Annotated in this window: 20 protein-coding genes; 8 read left to right on the forward strand and 12 right to left on the reverse strand. The window is 44.9% G+C overall.

The genetic code is table 11. The features are described from left to right. Positions 1-89 precede the first annotated feature (89 nt). The gene (locus tag AB4351_RS06685) at positions 90-1,676 is read right to left on the reverse strand and encodes a BCCT family transporter (RefSeq protein ID WP_017072212.1); all 1,587 of its coding nucleotides are present in this window, start codon (positions 1,674-1,676) and stop codon (positions 90-92) included. Positions 1,677-2,152: 476 nt separating this feature from the next. On the opposite strand from AB4351_RS06685, the gene AB4351_RS06690 reads away from it, so the two are divergent. After that, positions 2,153-5,320, forward strand: coding sequence for a chitinase C-terminal domain-containing protein (locus AB4351_RS06690; protein WP_372125419.1), 3,168 nt, complete (start codon positions 2,153-2,155; stop codon positions 5,318-5,320). A gap of 273 nt (positions 5,321-5,593) precedes the next feature. After that, the gene (locus AB4351_RS06695) at positions 5,594-7,057 is read left to right on the forward strand and encodes a diguanylate cyclase domain-containing protein (RefSeq protein ID WP_372125421.1); all 1,464 of its coding nucleotides are present in this window, start codon (positions 5,594-5,596) and stop codon (positions 7,055-7,057) included. A gap of 135 nt (positions 7,058-7,192) precedes the next feature. Here AB4351_RS06695 and AB4351_RS06700 read toward each other — a convergent pair whose 3' ends face one another. Further along, on the reverse strand, positions 7,193-7,447 hold the full coding sequence (locus AB4351_RS06700; protein ID WP_017068159.1) for a YgjV family protein: 255 nt from the start codon (positions 7,445-7,447) through the stop codon (positions 7,193-7,195). Positions 7,448-7,715: 268 nt separating this feature from the next. On the opposite strand from AB4351_RS06700, the gene AB4351_RS06705 reads away from it, so the two are divergent. The 3 genes from AB4351_RS06705 (at position 7,716) to AB4351_RS06715 (ending at position 10,135) form a co-directional block, all read left to right on the forward strand. After that, a complete protein-coding gene (locus tag AB4351_RS06705) occupies positions 7,716-8,303 on the forward strand; it encodes a DUF4136 domain-containing protein (RefSeq protein ID WP_017064475.1) in 588 nt (195 codons plus the stop codon). A gap of 178 nt (positions 8,304-8,481) precedes the next feature. After that, positions 8,482-9,666, forward strand: coding sequence for a D-alanyl-D-alanine carboxypeptidase family protein (locus AB4351_RS06710; protein ID WP_048606313.1), 1,185 nt, complete (start codon positions 8,482-8,484; stop codon positions 9,664-9,666). Between the two features lie 175 nt (positions 9,667-9,841). Then, positions 9,842-10,135 (forward strand): YkgJ family cysteine cluster protein, encoded by a 294-nt coding sequence (locus AB4351_RS06715; protein ID WP_081090056.1) that lies wholly within the window; start codon positions 9,842-9,844, stop codon positions 10,133-10,135. A gap of 167 nt (positions 10,136-10,302) precedes the next feature. On the opposite strand, the gene AB4351_RS06720 is transcribed toward AB4351_RS06715, so the two are convergent. The 6 genes from AB4351_RS06720 to AB4351_RS06745 form a co-directional block, all read right to left on the reverse strand. Next, entirely contained in the window at positions 10,303-11,979 is a 1,677-nt protein-coding gene (locus AB4351_RS06720; protein WP_372125423.1) for a pseudouridine synthase, read from the reverse strand. A 150-nt stretch (positions 11,980-12,129) separates the two neighbouring features. Beyond that, complete coding sequence (locus AB4351_RS06725) at positions 12,130-12,750, reverse strand: glutathione S-transferase family protein (protein WP_372082874.1); 621 nt, start codon at positions 12,748-12,750, stop codon at positions 12,130-12,132. 35 nt (positions 12,751-12,785) lie between these two features. Continuing rightward, positions 12,786-13,817 carry an NADP-dependent oxidoreductase gene (locus AB4351_RS06730; protein ID WP_372125425.1) on the reverse strand — a complete coding sequence of 344 codons (1,032 nt, stop codon included), beginning with the start codon at positions 13,815-13,817 and terminating at the stop codon, positions 12,786-12,788. A 143-nt stretch (positions 13,818-13,960) separates the two neighbouring features. Next, positions 13,961-14,551, reverse strand: coding sequence for a TetR/AcrR family transcriptional regulator (locus AB4351_RS06735; RefSeq protein WP_017062643.1), 591 nt, complete (start codon positions 14,549-14,551; stop codon positions 13,961-13,963). Between the two features lie 180 nt (positions 14,552-14,731). Then, positions 14,732-15,205 (reverse strand): FKBP-type peptidyl-prolyl cis-trans isomerase, encoded by a 474-nt coding sequence (locus AB4351_RS06740; protein WP_017062642.1) that lies wholly within the window; start codon positions 15,203-15,205, stop codon positions 14,732-14,734. A 76-nt stretch (positions 15,206-15,281) separates the two neighbouring features. Then, positions 15,282-15,908, reverse strand: a complete 627-nt coding sequence (locus AB4351_RS06745; protein WP_017062641.1) for a thioredoxin domain-containing protein — start codon at positions 15,906-15,908, stop codon at positions 15,282-15,284. 258 nt (positions 15,909-16,166) lie between these two features. Here AB4351_RS06745 and AB4351_RS06750 point away from each other — a divergent pair, with 258 nt between their 5' ends. Continuing rightward, entirely contained in the window at positions 16,167-16,802 is a 636-nt protein-coding gene (locus AB4351_RS06750) for an OmpA family protein (protein ID WP_104216162.1), read from the forward strand. A 109-nt stretch (positions 16,803-16,911) separates the two neighbouring features. Here AB4351_RS06750 and AB4351_RS06755 read toward each other — a convergent pair whose 3' ends face one another. Together AB4351_RS06755 and norR are read right to left on the reverse strand one after the other, a co-directional pair. After that, complete coding sequence (locus tag AB4351_RS06755; protein ID WP_017062638.1) at positions 16,912-17,271, reverse strand: glutaredoxin; 360 nt, start codon at positions 17,269-17,271, stop codon at positions 16,912-16,914. Positions 17,272-17,360: 89 nt separating this feature from the next. Then, a complete protein-coding gene (gene norR / locus AB4351_RS06760) occupies positions 17,361-18,953 on the reverse strand; it encodes a nitric oxide reductase transcriptional regulator NorR (protein WP_017062637.1) in 1,593 nt (530 codons plus the stop codon). Between the two features lie 368 nt (positions 18,954-19,321). Here norR and hmpA point away from each other — a divergent pair, with 368 nt between their 5' ends. Then, a complete protein-coding gene (hmpA, locus tag AB4351_RS06765; RefSeq protein ID WP_372125427.1) occupies positions 19,322-20,518 on the forward strand; it encodes an NO-inducible flavohemoprotein in 1,197 nt (398 codons plus the stop codon). Between the two features lie 158 nt (positions 20,519-20,676). Here hmpA and AB4351_RS06770 read toward each other — a convergent pair whose 3' ends face one another. Together AB4351_RS06770 and clcA are read right to left on the reverse strand one after the other, a co-directional pair. Then, positions 20,677-21,624 carry a TDT family transporter gene (locus AB4351_RS06770; RefSeq protein ID WP_017062635.1) on the reverse strand — a complete coding sequence of 316 codons (948 nt, stop codon included), beginning with the start codon at positions 21,622-21,624 and terminating at the stop codon, positions 20,677-20,679. Between the two features lie 239 nt (positions 21,625-21,863). Beyond that, the gene (gene clcA, locus AB4351_RS06775) at positions 21,864-23,270 is read right to left on the reverse strand and encodes a H(+)/Cl(-) exchange transporter ClcA (RefSeq protein ID WP_372125429.1); all 1,407 of its coding nucleotides are present in this window, start codon (positions 23,268-23,270) and stop codon (positions 21,864-21,866) included. Positions 23,271-23,821: 551 nt separating this feature from the next. Here clcA and AB4351_RS06780 point away from each other — a divergent pair. Further along, on the forward strand, positions 23,822-24,805 hold the full coding sequence (locus AB4351_RS06780) for a GTP-binding protein (RefSeq protein ID WP_372125430.1): 984 nt from the start codon (positions 23,822-23,824) through the stop codon (positions 24,803-24,805). Positions 24,806-24,940: the final 135 nt, after the last annotated feature.

Raw genomic sequence — 24,940 nt, forward strand, 5'->3', positions numbered from 1 at the left:
AACGAACAGATAAAACAAAGCCACTCAGGTGAATCACTTGAGTGGCTTTTTAGTGTTCTACGCTACCCGAAACTAAATCGGGTCAGGTATTAAGCGATACCTTGATCTCTTGCCATCTGCTTCGCGATCTTCGGCGCGTGCCATAGACACGGGAGCAAGATAAACGATACCGGAACCGCTGTGATTACAATGAACGACTGTAGAGCGGAGATGCCGCCTGAACCCATTGAGATAAGTGCGATCGCTACCGCACCCATGATGATACCCCAGAAAGTACGTACCGCTGCGTTTGGCTCTGTCGTACCCGTCATTACCACACTGATGGTGTAAGTCATTGAGTCACCTGTTGTCACGATGAACGTGGTCGTCAGGATCAGGAACAGAATTGCAATCAGAGTTGGGAACGGCAGTTGCGCGGTAATTGCTAGAAGAACCGCCGGAAGGTTGAAGCCTTCGAACGCACTAGAAATCACACCTGGGTTCTCTAATTCAAACGCTAGACCACTACCACCAACGATGCTGAACCAGAAACACGTTACAAGCGGTGCAACGATGCTAATAGAAACGATCATTTGGCGAATAGTACGGCCACGTGAGATACGAGCAATGAAGATCGCCATCATTGGGCCATAACCTAAGAACCAACCCCAGAAGAACACAGTCCAGCCACCTAGCCATGCTGTATCTTGGCGGTATAGCGCCATTGGGATGAAGTTATCAACCATTTCGCCCATACCTTGCAGGTAGCCATCAACGATGAAGCTCGTTGGGCCAACAAGAAGGATGTAGCCGATTAGACACACAGACAAGATGATGTTGTAACGGCTTACCAGTTGGATACCTTTGTTCACGCCGCTCAAAGCAGAAAGCGTGTACATTGCGATAGCAAAGATAATAACAACACTTTGAGTTGCAAAGCTGTCTGAAATGCCAAACAGTTCGCTAAGTGCGTAGCTGATTTGTAGGCCAAGGAAGCCGATAGGGCCGATAGTACCTGCGGCTACAGCCACGATGCTGCATGCGTCGACAACGTTACCAACCCAACTGTTAATCGCTTTGTCGCCAAGTACTGGGTAAAGCAGAGTGCGAGGCTTAAGAGGAAGGCCTTTGTCGTAATGCAAGTGCATTAACACGATGGAAGACAAACCACCTAAGATTGCCCATGCAAGGAAACCCCAGTGCATGAAAGATTGTGATAGAGCATTGAACGCCATCGCTTGAGGATCTGCGTTGCCATACAGTGGCGGAGCTGAAACAAAGTGAGCGATAGGCTCTGCGGCTGCCCAGAACACCCCACCGCCGGCTAGCAGCGTACATAGGACGATAGACATCCATTTAAAGGTGGTCATTTCAGGTAGGGCAAGCGTTCCTAAGCGAACGTGGCCAGTGCGACCTAGTGCAAGCACTAAACCGATAATGAAGTTGAGAAGTAGTAGGACTTGCCAGAAAGCACCGAACCATTTAGTTGAATAACTAAAGCCGATGTTTACAAGTTCGGACAACACGGAGGTGTTGGTGAAGGCTAGGATGACAAAGAGGGTTAAAAAACTGCCACTAAGCCAAAAGACTGGGTTTCCGAGTTCCAGCTTTTCACCCAAAGATTGAGCTTTATTGAAATCGATAGAAGTAGATTCTGCGTTGATGTTTTCGTTGGCGACTTGCGTCAAGTTGGACATTATTTCTTCGCTATATTTGGCTCTTTCAAGCCTATGTATTTCTCCCACACTTGCATTGGAAATGTGAGGTTCGTCAAAAAAATCCGCGATACTACCACAATTGTTAAGGAAAAGTGGGCAAATTTAGAAAAGAAATCAGTTCTACGGCGAAATCAATCCCTTTTGGTTAGTTTTAAAACGAAATTTCAGAACGAACAAATAAAGCAGATATGAATAGAGTTTTGTAATTAAGGATACGAATTAGGCGATATTTTTTAGCGTACCGAAATAAATTTAATATTAGTTGTTCGTGCAAAATAAGTGTCGACTCATTGCATGCTATAAACAAATTAATGCGAGTCATTTTATAAATATCGAATATTTTAGGTGTTAAATTGGCACTGTTACCTACAGTTGTTTTGCGAAGAGATTTAAGTGATGAGAAATATGACACTTAAATTAAGCATCTTGAAACAATAACTTAAGGGACAGCTAACATGCACCTAAACCAAGGAAGAGTGGCCAAGAAGGTTTTTACACTCAGTACTCTCACCGCGTCATGCTTAATGGCGTTCAACAGCTACGCGGCTGTGGATTGTTCAACGTTAGAAGCGTGGGATTCCGCCACGGTGTACACCGGTGGTGATCAGGTTTCACATGACGGCAGCGCGTACTCAGCGAATTACTGGAATCAAAATAACAACCCGAGCCAATTTGAGGGTGACTATGCACAATGGAAAAAGATTGATGTGTGTAGTGGTGGCGGAGGTGGCGGTACGCCAAATGAAGTACCAACGGCTTCATTAACGGCACCCTCTGCTTCTGACGTGATTACTGAAGGCGATAATGTTGTATTGAGTGCAACAGCACTAGATTCTGATGGCAGTGTGGCTTCGGTTGAGTTCTTTGTTGATGGCGCATCTGTTGCGGTAGTCACAGCGGCACATTTCGAAGCGACTTGGGCTGCAACGTCGGGTAATCATCAGGTTTCTGTTGTTGCAACGGATAATGAAGGCGCAGCAAGTGTTGCAAGTGCGGTTTCTGTTTCTGTTGATTCAGCACAACCAGGGAATGAAGCACCGACAGTTTCAGTTGCACTTTCAGTGACATCTGTTGATGTTGGTGGTGTAGTCACACTGACAGCAACGGCAGCAGATAGCGATGGCACGGTTGATAAGGTTGATTTCTACGTAGCGGGTGCTCTTGTGGGCACTGCTGCAACGAGCCCTTACACGTTAGATTACACAACAACTCAAGCGGGTTCTTTAGCAGTTTACGCGAAAGCAACAGACGACCAAGGTGCGACTGCAGATTCTGCGTTGGCATCTTTGACCGTGAACGGCGCTCCAACAGTGAGCACATGTCGCCCTGATGGCTTATATCAAACTCAAGGTGTCGATGTTCCTTACTGTACAATTTACGATGATGAAGGCCGTGAGAAAATGGGTGCAGACCATCCCCGTCGTGTCATTGGTTACTTCACAAGTTGGCGTGCAGGGGATGACCCACAAGCTGCTTACCTAGTAAATGATATTCCTTGGGAACAACTCACACACATTAACTACGCTTTCGTGAGCATCGGTTCAGATGGCAAAGTAAACGTCGGTGATGTAAACGATCCAAATAACGCAGCGGTTGGTAAAGAGTGGCCGGGTGTGGAAGTTGATCCGGCATTAGGCTTCAAAGGTCACTTCGGTGCATTAGCGACAGCGAAGAAAAAACACGGCGTGAAAACGTTAATCTCAATCGGTGGTTGGGCTGAAACAGGTGGTCACTTCGCGACTGATGGCAGCCGCGTGGCTGATGGTGGTTTCTACACCATGACGACCAATGCTGATGGTTCTATCAACCATCAAGGTATCGAAACATTCGCGACTTCAGCGGTCGAAATGCTGCGTAAGTACCAGTTCGATGGTCTAGATATCGATTACGAATACCCAACCTCAATGGCGGGTGCCGGTAATCCATACGACAAAGACTTCATGGAACCACGTCGTCAATACCTGTGGGCTTCGTACCAAGTGTTGATGAAAGTGCTACGTGAGAAGCTCGATGCAGCGTCTGCGCAAGATGGCAATCACTACATGTTAACGATCGCAGCGCCTTCTTCTGGTTACCTATTACGCGGTATGGAAACATTCGATGTAACCAAGTACCTCGATTACGTAAACATCATGTCTTACGACCTTCACGGTGCGTGGAACGATCACGTAGGTCATAACGCAGCCTTGTTTGATACGGGTAAAGATTCAGAGCTAGCGCAGTGGAACGTATACGACACGGCGGCTTACGGTGGTATTGGTTATCTGAACACGGATTGGGCTTACCATTACTTCCGTGGTTCTATGCCAGCAGGCCGTATTAACATCGGTGTGCCTTACTACACTCGTGGTTGGCAAGGCGTAACGGGTGGTGAGAATGGTCTTTGGGGCCGAGCAGCACTGCCAAACCAATCTGAATGTTCAGCGGGTACGGGTGAAGGCGAGAAAAACAACTGTGGCCATGGCGCTATTGGTATCGACAACATGTGGCACGATACCGATCCAAAAGGTAACGAAATGGGCGCGGGTTCTAACCCTATGTGGCACGCGAAGAACCTAGAGAAGGGTATTTGGGGCTCTTACGCTGAAGCTTACAAGCTTGATCCTGTGAATGATCCTTCAGATGTTCTAACGGGCACTTACACGAGAAACTACGACAGTGTGGCGGTTGCCCCTTGGTTGTGGAACGCAGAGAAGGGCGTATTCCTTTCAACAGAAGATAAACAGTCTATCGACGTGAAAGCGGACTACGTTATCGACAAAGAGATCGGCGGCATTATGTTCTGGGAACTAGCAGGGGATTATAACTGTTATGTTCTCGATGCGAATGGCAACCGAACGTCTATCGATACGACCGAACAAGCGTGTAACAGCGGTAACGGTGAGTTCCACATGGGTAACACCATGACGAAAGCTATCTACGATAAGTTTAAGTCTGCAACACCATATGGAAACAAAGTAGCGACGGGTGCTATTCCAACAGAAGCGCTAGATATCGCGGTATCGGTTGGTGGCTTCAAAGTCGGTGACCAAAACTACCCAATCAACCCTAAGATCACGTTCACGAACAACACAGGGCAAGCTCTTCCGGGTGGAACTGAGTTCCAATTCGATATCCCAGTATCTGCACCTGATAACGCGAAAGATCAATCGGGTGGTGGTTTGACCGTGATTGCTTCAGGTCATACTCGCGCGGATAACATCGGTGGACTAGATGGAACCATGCACCGAGTGGCGTTTACGTTGCCGACATGGGAAGAGCTTCCTGCTGGCGGTGTGTATGAGTTAGACATGGTGTATTACTTGCCAATTTCTGGCCCTGCTAACTACGCGGTGAATGTCGGTGGCGTTGATTACGCGTTTAGCTTCGAGCAGCCAGATCTACCATTAGGTGATATCAGTTCAGGTGGCGGTAACCCTGGCGATGGTGGCACCAATCCAGGTACATGTGATACGGCAGGTTTAGCGGTTTACCCAGACTTACCTCAGAAAGATTGGGCAGGTAATCCAAGCCATGCAAACACAGGTGACCAAGTGGTTCACAACGGCAGTATTTACCAAGCAAACTGGTGGACAAGTTCTGAACCGGGCAGTGATGGTAGCTGGACTCAGGTTTGTTCTTAATCTAACGCTAGATTATGTATTCATAGATAACGAATGAGAATGATTTTAAGTTTATTTATCAATACCTTAGTTTGATTTAAATACATGACTGAAGCGTAAAATTAAAACGCCGAACTGAATCCAGTTCGGCGTTTTTGCTATAAGTCACAGATTGCGTATAGAAACCTCTCAGAATATCGACACTCGTTCAGTAAAAAAGATAAGTATGATATAAAACAGTCTGCCTATAACAAAAAATAGCGTTACCTAAAATTAGAAAGCTATGGGGTAATCTTGAAAGTCAGACGTAAATACATTCTTAGTTTCTCAATTGTGCTGGCCGTAGTTTCTCTGATCCTCTCTGCTGTTCAATTCAACCGGACGAAAGAATCATTATTAGATTCCAACCAATTCTTCTTTCGTACTATTGTGAACGCGAGTTACGACATCGTAGACACCACAGTCAACGAAGCGATCAAAACCTATCTAAAAGGTGTGACTGATACCGTCGCCTCTCACGCACTGCGTGTCTCTCCAGAACAAGAAGTTGAAGAAGTCATTCGAATTGCCAACGAATTGGTGATTGGAGAGTCTGGTTATATCTACCTGATGTCACCACAAGGTATTCATCTATATCACCCGTTTTTACAAGGGAAAAATCGCGCGCATTTAACCCATATTCAACAACAACTGAGCTTACAGTCTGGAATGACCCAATACTCGCACGCCAATCCACATGAAGTTGGCAAGCGTGCGAAGGTCGCATATTCAGTGAGGCTACCGAGTGGCAATACATTGGTGGCGACCACCTATAAAGATGAACTGATGTACCTGGTTGATCTCGAAGCACTTAAAGACAAATTGAGAAAGTACTCGTATGGCGATAGTGGCTATGTATATATCGTTGATTTACAAGGCACGTTAGTCCTTCAACCTAACTTTGAACACGAGCACTTAAAAACCTTGATTGATGACTCTTCAGAGTTGCTTATCGATAAAGTCGTCGATGAACCTGAAGGTCACTTTAGATACTCTATCTCTACGGCAGATGGCACGACGAGTAAAAACATCTTCTACAAGTTTTATCCGTATCTTAATTGGGTTATTTCTGCTGGTGTCTTAGAACAAGAGCTCAACAAGAACCACAGCTTATTGTTGGCAAGTTTGATGACGTTGGTTGTTAGTCTACTGAGTATCATTGTTGTTCTGGTGCTTTACCTGCGGCATCGTCATCTCAAAATATTGGATGTTGCGAGCCTCGATTACCTCACAGGCCTTCCTAGCCGACGGAGTTTTATCGAGCAGCTAAAACTGAAAATTACTCAAAGGTCGCCTTATCCGCTAACAAATGTCGGTGTCATTTTGCTGGATATTGACCATTTCAAGCGGGTGAACGATCAATATGGTCATGCTCAAGGCGATAGGGTTATCTGTGAGGTCGCAAAATCACTGAAGAGATTTGTTAACCGTCGTCGTTTGATTGCACGCTATGGCGGTGAAGAGTTTATTTTGGTGACGTTTGATTGTGATGAACATGAGTTATTCGAATTATCAGAGGCGTTACGGTTATGTGTTGAGCAACTTCAAGGCTTAGTGTCGCCAGTAACAATCAGCGCTGGTTGTTGCCATGCTCAAGCGCTGACTGACATTGAAACCGCTATCGATAAAGCCGACAAAGCGCTTTATCAAGCAAAAGAGAGTGGACGTAACAACACTCAAGCGTATCGAGAGAACGAATATCACGTTGCTTACATGTGATCGGTTGAAAGCCTCATTGAATTGAAAAGTTTTGTTCACACAAATCGAGCTCTTGAGAACGACAAACACAAAAAAGCCCAAATAGATCGCTCTATTTGGGCTTTTTCAGAATTATTTGAAAGGCTAATCGTTAATTTAAGCTTTCGCTGCTTTCATCGCTTCCGTTTTTTTTTCCTTTTGCATTTTTGCAAGGAAGTAGATGTTTACACAAGCGATAAAGCCGTTGGTGGCTGCAACTGGCCATGCGTCAATCATGATGCCGTATGCTGTGAAGAGTGCACAGCCAATAAAGTTAAGGACACGCAGACGAACGATATCTTTCATTGTTAATGAAATTGCGACCATAATAGACGCAGCGTAACCTAAAATTTCAACCATATTGAATTCCATTGTTTGACCCTCTTAAATTTGCCGATACTTTGTCGGTACCAATTCTTCTCTTCATGAGATGATTGAGGAAGCTCCGTGCCTCGAATGGTCTGGTTTTGTTTAACGGGGAGAACTATACCAACTCTGTTTTTGTGATTAAACCCCCAAAACAGACAGAGGTGAAGGTTAGCGATTACGCAAACGTTTAATGACCTTTCTATTAACATAATTACTATTTATGTTGGAGGTTGAATTGATAGTTATTCTGATATGGGTAAGGAAGCCTCGAATGATAAAACGATCCATTTGTGCAACAAAAAGCATAAAAAAAGCAGCACTATTGGCTTTGATGGCTATTGGGCTGACCGCATGCTCTACGCAAGAAATACCACCCACACACAATTATGGTGTGGTCACTAGCGGTGACTTTGGTTTCATGAAACACGGCGTGATGACGTACTCCTGGCACCCTGAGTCAGAAAAGGTTTACCTTTCTCAAAAATACGACGAAACCGTGGTAACCGATTTAGTGCGTGATTCGATTCAAGAACAGCTCTCAAGTAAAGGTTATCAGTTAAAGCAGGATGGTGTCGGTGATGTTGTTGTAGGCTTTGGATTAGCGGAAGAATCGGAACTGAACGATGAGTCTATCTTCGATGCGATTAAGCTATCTACTGGTGTGCCATTTTACGATGGTGAAGGTAAAGTCGCGGAGAAAGGGTCGTTGTACATTGCGTTTTTCGTACCTAACTCAGAGGTCGTACAATGGCAAGCATTAGCACAGTCTGGCATCCAACCTGATTTAGAGCCAAGCGAGAGCAAACAGCGTATTACTGGCTTTGTTGAAATGTTATTTAGACGCATGCCTGAGCGATAGCATTAGGCGTTGAATGCATTCGTGGAGTAAATATTAGTTGTGGAAAATATGGTCAGATCGCAGATTATACTTTTTTATTTGTAACGAATGGTACAAATACGTAAAGCAACGTAAAGTTCGCGCTTCTTTTGCTAGCATTTGTCTATACTGCTCAAAACGTTAACTTAGGTTTGATTCAATGAAACTGTTTTCCAAATACTCTCTCCCTCTATTAAGTATATTCATTGTAAGTAACGCCGCGATGGTAAGTAATGCAGCTATCGCAGCACCTTCTATAGTACCAAGCCCACCTAGCCTAGGCGCAAAAGGGTATGTGTTAATTGATTTTAATTCTGGTGATGTGCTGGTAGAAAAAAACGCACATACGAAGTTAAACCCAGCAAGCTTGACCAAACTGATGACCAGTTATGTGGCAGGTCAAGAGATGAAGCGAGGCAACATCTCTGCTGATGATCAGGTACGAATCAGCGAAAATGCGTGGGCGAAGAACTTCCCAGACTCTTCAAAAATGTTCATCGAAGTAAATACCGATGTAGCAATGATGGATCTTTACCGTGGGTTGATTATTCAATCAGGTAACGATGCAAGTGTTGCGATAGCAGAACACGTTGCGGGCTCGCAAGATGCATTCGTCGACCTGATGAACTCTTGGGCGACCTCTCTGAAGCTAGAAAACACCCATTTTGCCAATGCACATGGTTTAGACGCTGACGATCTCTATTCGACTCCTTATGATATCGCGCTACTCGGTCGTGCCATTATTCGTGATTTACCGGATGTGTATGGCTTATACAGCGAACGCTCTTTCAGTTACAACGGTATCACTCAACACAACCGTAATGGCTTGTTGCGTGATAGAAGCTTAACCGTTGATGGCATGAAAACGGGCTACACCTCTGGTGCTGGCTACAGTTTGGCGAGTTCAGCGACACAAGGCGAGATGAGACTTATCGCGGTTGTGATGGGCGCATCAAGCGTTAAGAGCCGTGAGTCAGACAGCAAACAGCTGTTGAGCTATGGTTTCCGTTTCTTCGATACACTAAACCCGCACAAAGGCGGCGATCAAGTGGCTGAAGAGAAGGTATGGTTTGGTGAGCAAGACACATTGAAACTAGGTGTGGCAGAAGACACGTTCATTACGCTGCCTAAGTCGGACAGTAAAAAGCTGACTGCATCTATCGAGCTTAACTCTGAACTGAAAGCGCCGATTGCAGAAGGTCAAACTCTAGGTGTGGTTCATTACACTGTTGATGGTGAAGATGTTCAAACTCAGCCTTTGATCGCGCTTGAAGCGGTTGAGCAGGGCGGTTTGTTCAAACGTTTAATGGACTACGTTAAGCTGTTCTTCGCGAGCCTGTTCTAAGTAGAGCCTGTGGCGATAAGCCGCGCTGAAAAGTCGAAATATTATGGGTGCTGTGAGTGAATCACAGCGCCCTTTGTTATTTCTACATCAATGAAAACCCCGCGCCGCACTATCTTTATTAGCCGTAGCGGGCGGTTTCGATTACTATACGCAAAATTTAGCAGTGTAGTCACTTATGACGATAGAGATAAAGAACGTAACCGAACCCGAAGTAACCTGTGCCAATTGTCAGGCATGCTGTTGTCGCTTAGAGGTTATGATCATCACAGATACGGGCGTACCTGAAGAGCACATCGCTTACGATGAATGGGGCGGTGAAACCATGAAGCGCTTAGATGACGGCTGGTGTTCTGCGGTAGATAGAGAAACACTGATGTGTACTATCTACGAAAACCGACCATGGATCTGTCGTGAGTTCGAAATGGGCTCTTATGAATGCGTTGATCAGCGCAAGGATGTAATGGGCTAGGCGTCTACAGTATTGAAGTCAGTAACAAAAGTACGCTACTGAGCTGTGATAAGCACATTAAAAAATTAAACTTCAGGGTTCTATATCTTAAGCAGATGTAGAACCCTGATGCGTTTTATGAGACCAAATGTTGAGTGAGATAAGAGTCTTAGCAAGATAAGAATAGTTTAGAACTCAGAAGGCACTTCAAACTCCATCGATTCACCGGTTGTCGGGTGAATCAACTTTAGGTAGCCAGCGTGCAGGTGTAAGCGCTCGCCTTTGTATCCGTATAAGTCGTCACCACGAATAGGTACACCAAGCCCTAATGGAGAAGCACAGTGCACTCGCAGCTGGTGGGTTCGCCCTGTTTTAGGGTACAGGTGAACCTTGGTTTTGCCATTATTAGTGCTCACCGCCTGCCAGTGGGTTTCTGCATTTCGGCCGTGTTGGTGGCAAACTAGTTGTCTTGGTCTGTCTGTGATGTCGCCGCGCAAAGGAAGGCTGATATCGCCAGATTCGCCCGTTATCTCACCATCTAACAAAGCGGTGTAGCGCTTCTCTACAGTTCTATCAATAAACTGCTTCTGAATGTGCTTGTTTGACTCTGCCGTGAGCGCCAAGATCAACAAACCTGACGTCGACATATCCAATCTATGGATAATCAAAGGACCAGTCGCATCTGGGTAACGCGCTTTTATGCGAGTATAAACAGAATCTTCAATGAACTTACCGGGAACCGACAAGAACTCTTCAGGCTTATTGACGACCACGATCTCGTCGTCGTCGTAAACAATATCAAAAGACTTGCCTACAGCAGGGTTCACGACAAGTGGGTTATCTTCTAGTTCAATACCACTCAGCTGGTGGTCGAGGATCTCAAAGCTTTTACTCTGACAAACAGGGTAGAGGTTTGCGTGTTGTCGAATGATGTCTGTAGGCGGTAATCCCCACCAAAATTCAGACAAAGCTAACGGCTTGAACCCGTGTTCAAAGGCGAAGTTAAGCAGCTTAGGTAGGCAGCAGTCACCAGAGCCTTCAAGTGCGTCTTTGCCATCGAGCAACTCGAGTAAACTCTTAGATTGCTTGGCTTGATCGATAAAGCGATAGTGAGAGAGACGTTGAGTTTCCAACTGCTGTGAAACTGCTTGGTGATCTTGCTTACGGTATTTCAGTTCGCTTTCAATCAAATCAACGTGTGATTGGCGCTCTGCGATCTTCTGTTTCCACTCAATACGAAGTGCTTTTAGGTCACGTTTCTCTTGGCTACTTTGATTACCCAGTTGTTTGAGCAAATTCGTCGCCGACTCTAGATTCCCTAATGCTTTTTCTTGGTTTGCTTGCTCTCTGAGTTCGCTACGTTGGGCTTTATTCGCGGCCATAGCTAACTGAAAGGCTTCGATAGCTTGTGCTGATTCGATTTTTAACCGTTCAAGCTCGGCCAATAATGCGTCTAGGTTGTGCGACTGTTGTAGCTTTTCAATGTCGCCCGCCAGTTGCAATTGGTGAGCAAGGTTCGCACTGATTTGAGAGTGAAACTGTTTTGAATCGAAGGCTGGTGGAACAAAGTGAATGTTGTTTAACTGAGAGACCAAAGCCGGATCTAACTGTAAGCCTGAAAACGCAGAAAGGTAGCCTAACTCTTGGGTGGTTGGATTCTGAACAAGAAGCACAGCGTAGAGATTACCTTGCGAGTTTTCATTCACACCACTGTCGATAAGTGATTGCTGAAGCTGCAGCATAGCTAATTCACACACAGGGTGCGGCGTATAGTAATACGGGAACGTAAAGCGATTCGGTAGCGCTAAATCGACATTCGTGTTTGCTAGGTGCAGAGGTGTGTATTGAGCGAGGTTTGCTGGCATTAAGATCAAACTCTATGGCTGTTCAGTTAGAGTTCGGTATTGTTGTCGAAATGAAGACAAATGAGAAGCCAAAGCAGAAGATAAATCGGCTTTGGCTTCATTTAGTTTCTTGTGTTTACCCTAGCAAGCACGAGTTTGAGTGAAACTCGATCAGTTCGAGTGTTCTAGCTCTACTTGCTCAGCCTTTTGGTAAGCAGGGTGGCTTGTTAAAAGTTCACCGTATTTAGCAATGTTTGGGTAGAGCGCAGTTGCGCCAAAGTTCCCAACGATTTCTACGATGAACGACATCATAAAGTCTGCACCTGTTAGTGTGTCTGCAACCAAGTAGGTTTTACCTTCAAGCGCATTATTCACGTAAGTTAAGATCTTTTGGTTTTCATCGTCTGCATAACCGCCTAGGAAGTTAGTTTCACAGCCGTCCTTCATTACAAAGATCTTAAGCAGCATTGGCAAAATACCTGAACTCTCAGCGAAGTGAAGCCATTGCGAATACTCAACGTAGTCTGCGGTGCCGCGTGTAGGTGCGAACTTACCCTGACCGTATTTGTCGATTAGGTATTCCGTGATAGCACCAGATTCAGTGATCACGACGCCATCGTCTTCAATGACAGGAGATTTACCCAATGGGTGAATGGATTTGAGTTCTGGTGGTGCAAGAAAAGTGACACTGTCTCGTTGGTAGGGTTTGATTTGGTAATCTACCCCAAGCTCTTCCAATAGCCAGATGATGCGCTTTGAGCGCGATTTATTTAGGTGATGCAAAGTAATCATGATTCTACCTAGTTAACGGGTTCAGTTTATTGAATTTATTTAGCTTCGTTCGTTTTGATAACAAGCTTACCGAAGTTCTGACCTTCCAAAAGGCCCATGAATGCTTGTGGCGCATTCTCTAGACCTTCAACCAGGTGCTCACGATAGTGCATCTTGCCTTGAGATAGCCATTCTGTCATTTGAACAGCAAACTCGTTGTAACGGTGCGCGTAGTCATCAAAGATGATGAAACCTTGCATCTTAATTCTTTTAACAAGCAGCATACCCATCAGGCTAGACATACGATCTGGGCCTTCAGGAAGTGATGTTGCATTGTATTGAGAAATAAGACCACACACAGGAATACGAGCACCTGTATTAAGTAAAGGCATTACTGCATCGAATACCTTGCCACCAACGTTTTCAAAGTAAACGTCAATGCCGTTGTCACACGCTTTAGCCAGTTGCTCTGCGAAGTCGTCAGCTTTGTGGTCGATACATTCATCAAAGCCAAGTACCTCTTTCGCGTACTGGCACTTCTCTTGACCGCCTGCAACGCCGATAACACGACAGCCTTTTAGTTTGCCGATTTGTCCAACGGTTGCGCCTACAGCACCTGTTGCTGCTGCAACGACTAGCGTGTCGCCTTCTTTAGGTTGGCCGATATCAAGCAAGCCCATGTACGCGGTAAAACCAGGCATACCCATGATGCCAAGCGCGTAAGAAGGGTGCGTTGGTTCTTTGCCGAGTTTGATTAGGCCTTCACCGTTAGACACACCAAGATCTTGCCAACCTGTGTAAGCCAGTACCCATTCGCCAACTTCGTAATCAGCGTGGTTTGATTCTTCAATCTGACATACGGTTGCGCCAACCATTACTTCATCAATCGCAACGGGATCTGCGTAGGATTTAGCATCGCTCATACGACCACGCATGTATGGGTCTAGAGAAAGGTAAACTGAGCGAAGTAACATCTCGCCGTCTTTGATACTTGGCGCGGTTACTGTATCTAAACGGAAGTTGTCTTGAGTTGGTGCGCCAACTGGGCGAGAAGCCAATACGATGCGGCGATTGTCTTGTTGAGTCATTGGATATCCTTAATCTATGTTTTATATATTTAGAATTAGACCAGTCGTCTAGTCTTGTTGTCTAAAAATCCCGCCGTCATCAAGTTGATAAGAGGGCGGGTGATTTCTTTTAAGTCAAAACCTATAAAGCGCGCTGCGCGTTATTAGCTTTCACCTTTTAAAATTCGTTCGGTAAGGCTCAAAGCCGACTGTAAGCTATGTGAACTTTGGCTCAGCTTGCTCAATAAGCTCGCGCCTAACCACATTGAGTATAGGTTCTGAGCTGCTTCTTGGCTCTCTTCAACCTTTATGGAGCCATCTTCAATACCGCCGACAATGCACTGTTCGATGGTATTCGTCACTTTTTCTGCACCCTTTAATAGCGCTTGGCGCATAGGATCAGAAAGATCAGAAACTTCCGCGCTGAGTTTAACGACCAAGCATTTATGAGCATTGCAGGTGCCGTTTTCAATCTGTGACCATCGAGTGAAATAACTGACAATTCTCTGGTAATGGTTGCCTTCACCATGAACCAAAATAGTTTCAACTCTGCTGATGTAGGTCTCAAAATAGTGCTGGATCAGAGCCTCGCCAAATTGCTCTTTCGATTTAAAGTAGTGGTAAAACGACCCTTTCGGCACGTCCGCTTCTTTAAGCAATTGCGATAAGCCAACGCCGTTAAAGCCGTTGTTCACTATTAATTGGTAGCCAACATCTAAAACATGCAGGCGTGTGTCATTCGTTTTTTCGTTCATGGGCGGTACTATAAGTTAAATTAGACCAGTCGTCTAGTGGTCGGTTTTCGAGGGTATATTTGGTCGTTGTTACAGTAGCTAAATAGCTAAATAGCTCAATATCTAAAGAGGCTTCAAATGTTCAGATATAAAAAAGCCCCGACATAGCGCGTATGTTGGGGCTTAAATCAGTAACTTCGATTATTTGATAGAGATGAGTTCTACATCAAAAATCAGAGTCGATGATGGTGGGATAGGGCCTGAACCGCCTTTACCGTAAGCTAGAGTGCTTGGAATAAATAGACGAACTTTTTGGCCTTCAACCATGTAAGTCAAACCTTCTTGCCAGCCTTTAATTACTTGCTTAAGAGCAAATGAGATTGGCTCGCCGCGCTCAACAGAGCTGTCGAAAACAGTGCCGTCGATTAGCGTACCGTGGTAGTGAACCGTTACTTTGCTGTTCTTAGTTGGGTGCTCTGTGCCTGTACCTTCTTCAAGAACAAGGTATTGAAGACCGCTTTCAGTCGTAATCACGCCTTCTTTAGTGCCGTTTTCAATTAGAAATTGTTGGCCTTGTTCGAAGTTTTCTCCGCCAGACTTATGATTCGTCCAAGTACGGTAAATCATGAAACCCGCCAAAAGAAAGACAATGACCGGGATGACAAATTTAGACATAGTAAAACCTATTTATATTGAGTGCTGAATTTCGTAGTTAATACAAAATGTGTTAATCAGTTGACTAAAGCCGTGATTATGGTTGAGTCAAAAGGTAGTTGATCGTTTTTGCAATGCCAGCAACGTCTTGGTGACCTGCTGTTAGTACTTGGTATTTACCGTTGATGATAAAGGTTGGTACTGAGTTGATCTGACCTTTTACTGAGATCTCTTCTGCTTGCTTAACGTAGTCGAAAAGAGCGACTTGCTGTTCTTTATTCAGCTGGTATGGGCTAACCAAACCACGAGAAGTAAACGCTGTCTCTAGTGCTTGTTGACGCTGCTCAGGTGTTGCATCTGCACCCATTTGAACGGCACCAAATAGGTCGTCCATGAATGCGTGGTCAGGCGTCGCATCAAGCTGCATCACTGCTGTGTAGTAGATCATTGCGCTGATTTGAGCGCTTTCGTTGAACGTCACGTGCATCTTGCCAATAGTTTGGTCTGTTAGAGATTCAATCTCTGGAATGGCACTTTCCATTTGACGGCAGTGACCACAGTTAAGAGAGAAGATTTCAGTGATCGGAGACAAGTTAAATTCTGTTAGAGCAGTAGGAAGCGCTTCGTATTGAACGCCTTTTTGTGGCTCGTCTGTTTCACTACAACCCGCGATAATGAGTACGGCAGCGAGTGCTGTGATGAATTTAGTAAATGGTTTAAACATAATGTTTGCTCTAGCGTTGAGAAGTCGTGAGATTCTAACTATTTAGTACGAATTGGAAAACAATTATAAGGTAAATAAATGCAAACAGTTCGAACTAGCGGCTGAAGACAAGCTAGTAGACGGTTAACTGTGATCAACAGCACTTTTTTGGGTTCTGCTTTCTTTTCGTCTAAAGTTTTTCCCTCGGTGCCGATATAGACATTAGTGAATGGTTTATCTGCATGAGTGGTTGGTGAAGTAATGAGATATTTAGCGATAATGTTAAGCATAGCTTTGGCTGGGTGTGAAGCCACGTCACCAACTGACTTACTTGGCGGTGACATGCTAGAGACTGCACCACAAACCGATTACGACTTGATGCATCCTGAATGGGGTGTGGTTCAAACGACTCATGTAGCAAGCAATCGTGGGTACTCTATCCAGAGTAGCACTCATCAACACAGAACCATCACGACCAACTACGGACGTGGCGTTTCGACTAACGACCCACTGGAAGTCTTTTTAAGACAAAACCGCATCGATTTTGAAGTGTTGCCGGGTAACCATGTGATGGTAAAGCTTGAGCAGCACGTGAACTTTAAAACAGGTTCAGCATTCCCCGAGCCAGCTTATAATCAATGGTTAGATACGCTAGGCAGCTACCTTGCTCAACGCCAAGATATTGATGTGGTGATTGAAGGGCACACCGATAATACGGGCACAGATCGAATCAATGATCCGCTTTCAGAGCAGCGAGCAAAAGAAGTGAAGGCTCGATTAGAGAGTAACTATGTGTCGAGTCGCTCCATTTATACTCGTGGATTTGGCGAATACGTACCAGCTTGCACCAACGCTTCTGCGCAAGGCAAGGCGTGTAACCGCCGTGTGGAATTGATGCTGATTGTAGCGAAGTAGTGGTTTGAACTTTCGCTCCCAATTTGAAGCGATTAACGCCAAATAACAGACATAAAAAATCCCTCACATTAGAGGGATTTTTTGTATCTAGATTTTGTCGCTTTATTGCTTATGCAAACTGCTTTTCTAAGTAAGTTACGATATCTGAAGATTCGTACATCCACTCAGTTTTGCCGTCTTTTTCGATACGTAGACAAGGCACTTTCACACGACCGCCGCCAGCTTCAAGCTCAGCACGGTGTTGTTCGTTGTTTTTTGCATCACGAAGTTCAAATTGAACCGACTGACGTTTCATCGCGCGGCGCACTTTCACACAAAATGGGCACGCTTCGAATTGGTATAACGTGTGCGTTTTTGCTTGCTCATTCACTTTGCTTTGTTCTTCTTGAGAACGCTTCACACCACGTGGGCTGAAAACAAAATTCAATAACAAGATGACACGACCTAAGAACCAACGGATAAACTTCATAACTCTCTCTACATATTTAAAATTAGCGTTACAATTTGCAGCATTATATACACAAGTTTTGTCAGATGCTCGCAACAAACCGCTAATATCTATTTTGTCCGTTCGATCGTATGAGACTTAGCCACATTTAGCCCTAAACGCTTAGACAGTCGAGTCAGATTTGCTCGGTCTGTTTTCAGAACTCGCCCTGCTTGTGCCCAGTTAAAGTTGGCATCTTCCAACACCTCAGTAATGATACTGCGTTGAAAATCGTCCGTTGCACCACGTAGCCCTGCAGAAAGGTCGATCGTTGGTGTCGATAATGGTGTGTTTTTCACCTGAGTCGTCGCAATTGGCTGATCTTGGTCTAGAGGACCACAATCTTCCTTGGTGATTGTCACCAGGTTTTTATTGGTGCTGCGCGCTAACGCTTTCAATGCGGAACGACTGATCACATGCTCAAGTTCACGCACGTTACCCGGCCAACCATAACGGTTTAGGAAAGAAAGAACGTCGGAGCGGAACTTAACTTGGTTGATACCAAGCTTACGACGCGCTTGTTCTAAGAAGAAACCCGCTAATAGGCTGATGTCGTCACCACGATCTTTCAGTGCAGGCACCGCGATAGGGTACACACTCAATCGGTGGTACAAATCGGCTCTGAATCGACCGTCTTCAACTTCTTGTTTTAGATCTCGGTTTGTCGCTGCCAATACTCGCACATCAATGGTTTGAATGTTGTCTTGGCCAACCGGTTGGATTTCGTTGTTTTGCAGCGCACGTAGGAGCTTACTTTGAGCGGCCAAAGGCAATTCACCAATCTCATCAAGGAACAGTGTGCCACCATCGGCTAAAGCAAATTTACCTAAGCGGTTTTTGTCTGCGCCAGTGAACGCGCCACGAACGTGACCAAACAGTTCACTCTCTACTAAGTTTTCAGAAATTGCAGCACAGTTTACGTAGACGAGTGGGTTACGTTTACGTTGAGATTGGTGGTGCAGGGTGCGAGCCACAAGCTCTTTACCAACCCCGGTGTCACCATGAATCAAGATATTAAACTCAGATGGAGCTACAACAGCGATGTCGTTCTTAAGCGCGACCATGGTGTCACTGTTACCAATCAACTCACCGCCGTCACGTTCCCACGCTTCTACGTTCAATTCTTCGAGTAATTGCTTTGACTGTTTTGCTTGATGCTCAAGTTGCGAGAAGGTCAGTGCCATCTGCATGGTTGAGGCTGCAATAGCCGCCAGCACTTCAAGGTTACGCGCCGGAATATTCGCGAAGACATCAGGTTTCAAGCTATCTAGAGTCAGAATGCCCAATAACTTGTCGCCAAATAGCAAAGGCAAGCCCATACAAGCATGCATTGGTAAATCGCCATCATGGTCAATAAGCAAACCATCGAAAGGATCGGGTAGGGAGCTGTCAGCATCGAAACGAACAGGAGAGCGAGACGCGCAGATCTCTTCAAATCGTGGGTGTTCTGAAATGATAAAGCGACGACCGAATGTATCTCGGCTGAGCCCTTGCATTGCGATAGGTACTAGCGTGTCGCCTTGAAGGCTTAAAAGCGCGACACAATCACACGTTATGGTTTTGCGAATGGCATCGATCAGGCGATTGAAACGATCTTGATCGTTGACACCACTTGCGAGGCCAATGGTCATTTCCATGAGGGTAGATGCGGAGATATCTTGCATAAAAAACTCTAACTGTGTGTGTTTATCTACATAATAGAGTCTTATTGACTTAAAAAAAAGGTCTTTTTGACATTTTTATAAGATGAGTTTTGAGAAGAAAACCAGTAATGACGGGGATTGATAAAGTTGGCACTGATTGTGCAGAAGATACAGAGAAGCCCAAATATAGCGCTGATTAAACAGACTATTCTTGATCTCAATCAATCAGGTTGCATTAATCAGGTTTCGCGATTTTTTGAAATGAAAACGAGTCAAAATAACTCAGTTTCTAAAAATAACTAAGGTTTCAGAAAATCGATAAGTCATTCTTAATTTTTAGTAGTCAAAATGACATATAGGTCATAAGGCTCAGTGTTCGGAGTAAATTCATGCTTAACAATGCACATATCGAAATCATCAAATCTACTATTCCTCTACTTGAGAGCGCAGGCCCAGCTTTAACTCAGCATTTTTATCAACGTATGTTCACGCATAACCCTGAGTTGAAAGATATCTTCAATATGACTCACCAAAGAACAGGTCGCCAAGGCGTAGCACTGTTTGAAGCTATCGCGGCATATGCAAAGAACATTGAAAATCTAGCAGCGTTAACAACTGCCGTTGAACGTATTGCTCAGAAACACACAAGCTTTAACATTCAACCAGAGCACTACCAAATTGTTGGTTTGCACCTGATTGAGACATTACGTGAACTAGCTGCTGACGCCTTTACTCCAGAAGTGGAAGAAGCATGGACAGCCGCTTACCTATTCTTGGCGCAAGTATTCATCGATCGTGAAGCTGAACTTTACCTACAGCGTAAGCAAGCTGTTGGTGGTTGGGAAGCAGCGCGTGCGTTTGTGATTGCAGACAAAATCGAAGAGTCAGCGCTAGTAACAAGCTTTATCCTTCAGCCAAAAGACGGCGGTGAAGTTCTGGATTACACACCAGGTCAATACATCGGTATCGAAGTGAAACCAGAAGGCTCTCAATACAGCGAGATTCGTCAATACTCACTGTCTGATAAGCCAAACGGCAAGCAATACCGTATTTCTGTTAAACGTGAAGGACAAGGCCAAGAGACACAAGGCGTTGTATCTAACCACCTACACGATACGGTTGCTGTTGGTGATGAGGTTAGCCTATACGCACCAGCGGGTGACTTCATGTATCAAGAGCGCAGCAAGCCAGTAACACTTATCTCTGCAGGTGTTGGTGTAACGCCAATGCAGTCTATGCTTGAGTTCCTAAACACGGAAGATAAAAACGAGCCAGTACTTTACCTTCACGCTTGTGAGAACGTAGGCCAACACTCTTTCACGACTCGTGTTAAAGATATTGTTGCCGACAAAGGTTGGAAAGCGAAAACGTGGTACATGAACAAAGATGAATCTGCATGTGAAAACACGCATCAAGGTCAAATGGATCTAGCGTCTATCTCTGATACTAAAGGCTTTGAAGAGAGCGATTTCTACATCTGTGGTCCTGTTGGTTTCATGAAGAACATCGTAGAGCAGCTAGATGCAATGAAAGTTGACCGTTCACGCGTTCACTACGAAGTATTCGGCCCTCACGCTAACTTCTAATAGGTCTCGGCATTTCTAGTAACACTCGCCTGAACTATTAATACCTTGCCTATTCAAAGGCCTCACAGTGTGAGGCCTTTTTGGGTTTGGTTGGTTTTGTCTGACATCATCGACTACTGCAGAACACGATGGTTCAGCTAAGATCTTTTCGCTTCTATCTAAGAACGTTTCATCTTCTTGGACATGTAGTCGGAATCGAAAAACTCAGGCCAGTACATTTTTACGTAACCACCGGCAACCCAAATCACTAGAATGGTGGCGATGGTTAGCTCAAAGAAACCAAACTTGTGTAGCCAATACCATTGTGGGTATTCCGCGCCGAAAAATGTAGTTAGACGATGCATGGCAATAGCGCTGATCACAGATGGGAAGGTGACGGCAGCAATCGAAGGTTGGAACTTCAAACGCATTAGGCGGATGTAACACAAGTAAATCAACAAAGTCATGGTGATGGCAATGCCCGCCAATGCACCTGTTAGAATCGGGTCTGGGTTGTCGAAGTTAACCAAGTAAGCGGCTAAAGACAAGTTAACCGGAGCTGCCATGATAGCGAGTGTTGGTCTTGCTCGGCGAGGAAGATTGCCTTCGAACACCAAGCGGTACAACACCACTGGCAACATAAGGAAATAGATACCAATACAAGTGACCGCAAGTGTTTCTGAAAATACTGTGTGCCCGAACTGTGTGCCAGCTAAGGAGCTGCTGATCAAACCGACCGGATACAGAAACCAACTCGGTACAATGTTCGACATTTTGAAGTTGATGATCTGAAAACTGAAGAACAACACCATCATGGTAAAGTGAAGCAATAGCGCGCAGAACCAAACTGGGTAGGCGATAGCTGGCGATATCTCGGCTAAATAGTCGCACAGAATCAGTAAAGCCATGCTCATTGGTGCCATCAAGCTTCCGCTTAACGGGTGGCGAATATCATTAAGGAAGGTATTAAAGCTCGTTAAATAGCGCAGTAAAACAGGCAGCAATAATAGCGCGCCGAATGCAGCGAGGTAGGGACGAATTATCTCACCAATGCCAGGGATATATAACGCCCAAGCTTGTCCTAACCCAATAACGCCAAGTGCTAAAGACGCCTGAGATGGCGGCACATTTTTTACTTGGGTTAATCTTCTCCAGTTCAACGACTTACTCCGACTTAGTTAATTAAAGACTTTTAGATTATTTGCTTTAGTTAGAGTGTCTAGGTCTTTCATCAATAGATTTTGAGGGCACTCAACTAATTTTGAGTGGATGATACCAAGTTTAACGTTTGCTTTTTTGATTTTGATACGGAATCGGGAGATTAAGCACGTTGAATGTGTGCTTTTTTTTCATGAGTCATTTGTAATTAACGTACTTCCTCTTGCTGAGGGAGATCTTGTTGTCTTAGTTTTTCGTTTTTCAGCGTACGGTTAAGCAGTTGACTGTAAATTGGCTGCCCACCTAACATTTGAGCAATGATTACCGCACCTAAGCAGGTAATGATCAACGGTAGGATCAGGTAGTAGTTATTGGTCATTTCAATAACCAACAGAATACCAGTGATAGGTGCTCGCACGGTGGCGGCAAATAATGCTCCCATGCCAGCAATGGCAAACATACCCGGTTCAATATTCAGTTCAGGAAAGAATGCCGCTGCGATAAGCCCGAACGCATAACCAAAGAGTGTTCCTAGCGCAAGCATTGGTGCAAAGATACCACCCGGTGCACCAGAGCCGAAACAAAGTAGCGTGGTGAGCACGCGCCCTAAGAAGATTAACAGCAGCACGTTTGCGCTGTAGTTGCCATTCGTGATGTTCGGGATGATACCAATACCACCACCAGTTAATTCAGGTATATAGAGCAGCAACAAGCCAAAGCAACCACCAAGTAGGGTACCTGTCATCAAGTAGCGTTTACGGTCATTCTTGTGGATCGCCACAAACAGGTCTTGGGAAAGCGTAATCAGCTTATTGAAAATTACACCAAACAGACCGAATAACACTCCTAACAATAAGAATAACCAAAGTGCGTCGAGTTCAGGCGGCTGGTACTGAGGCATTGTGATAACGGCAGATTGGCCATTGATAGAACGAAATACAATGTTGGCTGAAACTGCTGAGATGATGACGGCTTTGATTGATATGAGTGAGTAGCGAAACTGTGGTCTCATCTCCTCAACCACAAACATGATTCCTGCCAGTGGTGCGTTAAATGCGGCGGCTAAGCCACCAGCGGCACCTGAAGCCAACAGTGAGTGGCGAGTGTCATCGTCTTTGACTCGAAAGATATCAGTGACCATACGACCGATACTGCCGCCCATTTGAACGGTTGGCCCTTCACGGCCTAAAACCATACCAGAGCCTAATGCGCCCATACCGCCAAAGAATTTTACTGGCAATACTCTCCACCATCGAACAGGGCGCATACCGTCCATCGCACCTTCAATTTCGGGGATGCCTGAGCCTGCAGCCTCTGGAGCAAAGCGGTGAACGAGGAAGTAACCAATAAAGGCAAATGCAGCACTAATAAGGAAAGCGGCCAACCAAAGGGGTAAATAGCTACCGATTTCATCTTTCAGCCAATCGGTACGAGTTTCTGTGATGAAATGAACCGCGACTTCGAAATAGGTACCCACTACGCCAGCAAGTACACCTACAATACAAGAAAGAAAGAGAACGGAAGCGGGTGTCTTATCTCTTGAGAGAAATTGATTAATAGCATCCCTTGGCATTTTGGCTAATAAGGATTGCTTAATTTTCTCTCTTCTGGTCATAGAAATAAGTTTCCTGAATGAGTTAAGGCGGGGTTGCATTAAATTATACGCTTCCTCTGCATATCCTATAGCAACAAAGATGAAAAGTTGAATTTCATTTATGGAATGTGCGTGTTACATAAATGGAATCTATGGTCAATAGTGGAATCACCGTCACAGTTTTGATCGATTCTCTGGCGGCGGCTTGAATATCCCCAAAAATGAACCATAGTTAAATCGTAAAGCAACATAACGAACCGCAAGGAGAAGTGAGGTTTTACACACAATTTGGATGGATTCAGAAACAAAGTTTTAGTTCCTCGTTAAATGTTCAGGTCGATATTTAAGGCTTCCTGATTCGCGAACTCACGATTGAGTAACGAGGGTGAGGCGTACTGAGTAAGTACGCCTTTAGTTCGTCTGGAGCATCCCATTTCCACATTCTGCCTCTACTGTTTATCTCTTCTGATTATTTTCGCGCCAACCTCTATTAACGAATCTCAGTGTAAACAATCGATTGGGGTCAACTTTTTGGTGATTGAGTATATACTCCCTTAAAAAGGAGAACTGATATGACTAAAAAAGTTCCTACGAACATCATTACGGGTTTCTTGGGTGTTGGTAAAACGACAGCCATCTTGAACCTGCTAAAAAATAAACCTGAGAATGAAAACTGGGCTGTTCTGGTTAATGAGTTCGGGGAAATCGGTATTGACGGTGCATTAATGACAGATCAAGGCGCTTTGATTAAAGAAGTGCCGGGTGGATGCATGTGCTGTACTGCGGGCGTGCCTATGTCAGTGGGTATTAATGCCTTACTTCGCCAAAAGCCAGACCGTTTATTGATTGAGCCGACAGGGCTTGGTCACCCTAAACAGGTTATAGCGACACTGACTTCCGATCAGTACACACCATATGTCGATTTAAAAGCGACGCTTGGTTTGGTTGACCCACGAAATCTGTCTAATGAAAAGTACACCTCGAATCAGAATTTTAATGATCAACTAAATAGTGCAGATGTGATTCTTGGTACTAAGGTTGACCTTGTTCATTCTGAAGACATCGATGTGTTCAATGATTGGGTGACGGATCAAACGCCAGCAAAAGTCTTCCATAAGCTAATTCACGATGGTGAAGTGCCATTGGAAGTGTTGGACATTGAAAGAGTATACGGTGGTGCTTCCTCTCATATTGAAGCGCATCATCACGATCATGCTGAACAAGAGCCTCAATTCCAACTTCCGCCTGGTGAAGCTTTCATCCGTAAAGAGAATAAAGGACAGGGCTATTTCAGTTGTGGTTGGTTGTTTGGCGCAGAGCATAAGTTCGACTTCGATGCGCTATTCTCTATGTTGTCGGATCTAACGGCCGAGCGTGTAAAAGCCGTCGTGAACACCGACCAAGGTTGCTACGCATTCAATGTGGCGAATCAAGTCGTGTCTGTGAACGAAATTACACTGGATGGCTTTGAATCTCGATTGGAAGTGATCGACTCGCAGCTCATGCCATGGGGCGATCTAGAGCAGATTCTACTCAAGCTGTGTGGCATCAAATAGCCCAGTTTTTGCTGTTTGAACCAAGGATCTTGGTGTTTACTTCGTTGAAGGCGGGATAAACACCAGATTAAATGAGAAAGTTTGCGTTATATCACGATAAATGTGAGATAAATCACTCTAATTACTTTATAGTGC

Origin of the sequence: Vibrio sp. 10N.261.51.F11 (assembly GCF_041471665.1) — a bacterium.
Classification (GTDB): domain Bacteria; phylum Pseudomonadota; class Gammaproteobacteria; order Enterobacterales; family Vibrionaceae; genus Vibrio; species Vibrio crassostreae_C.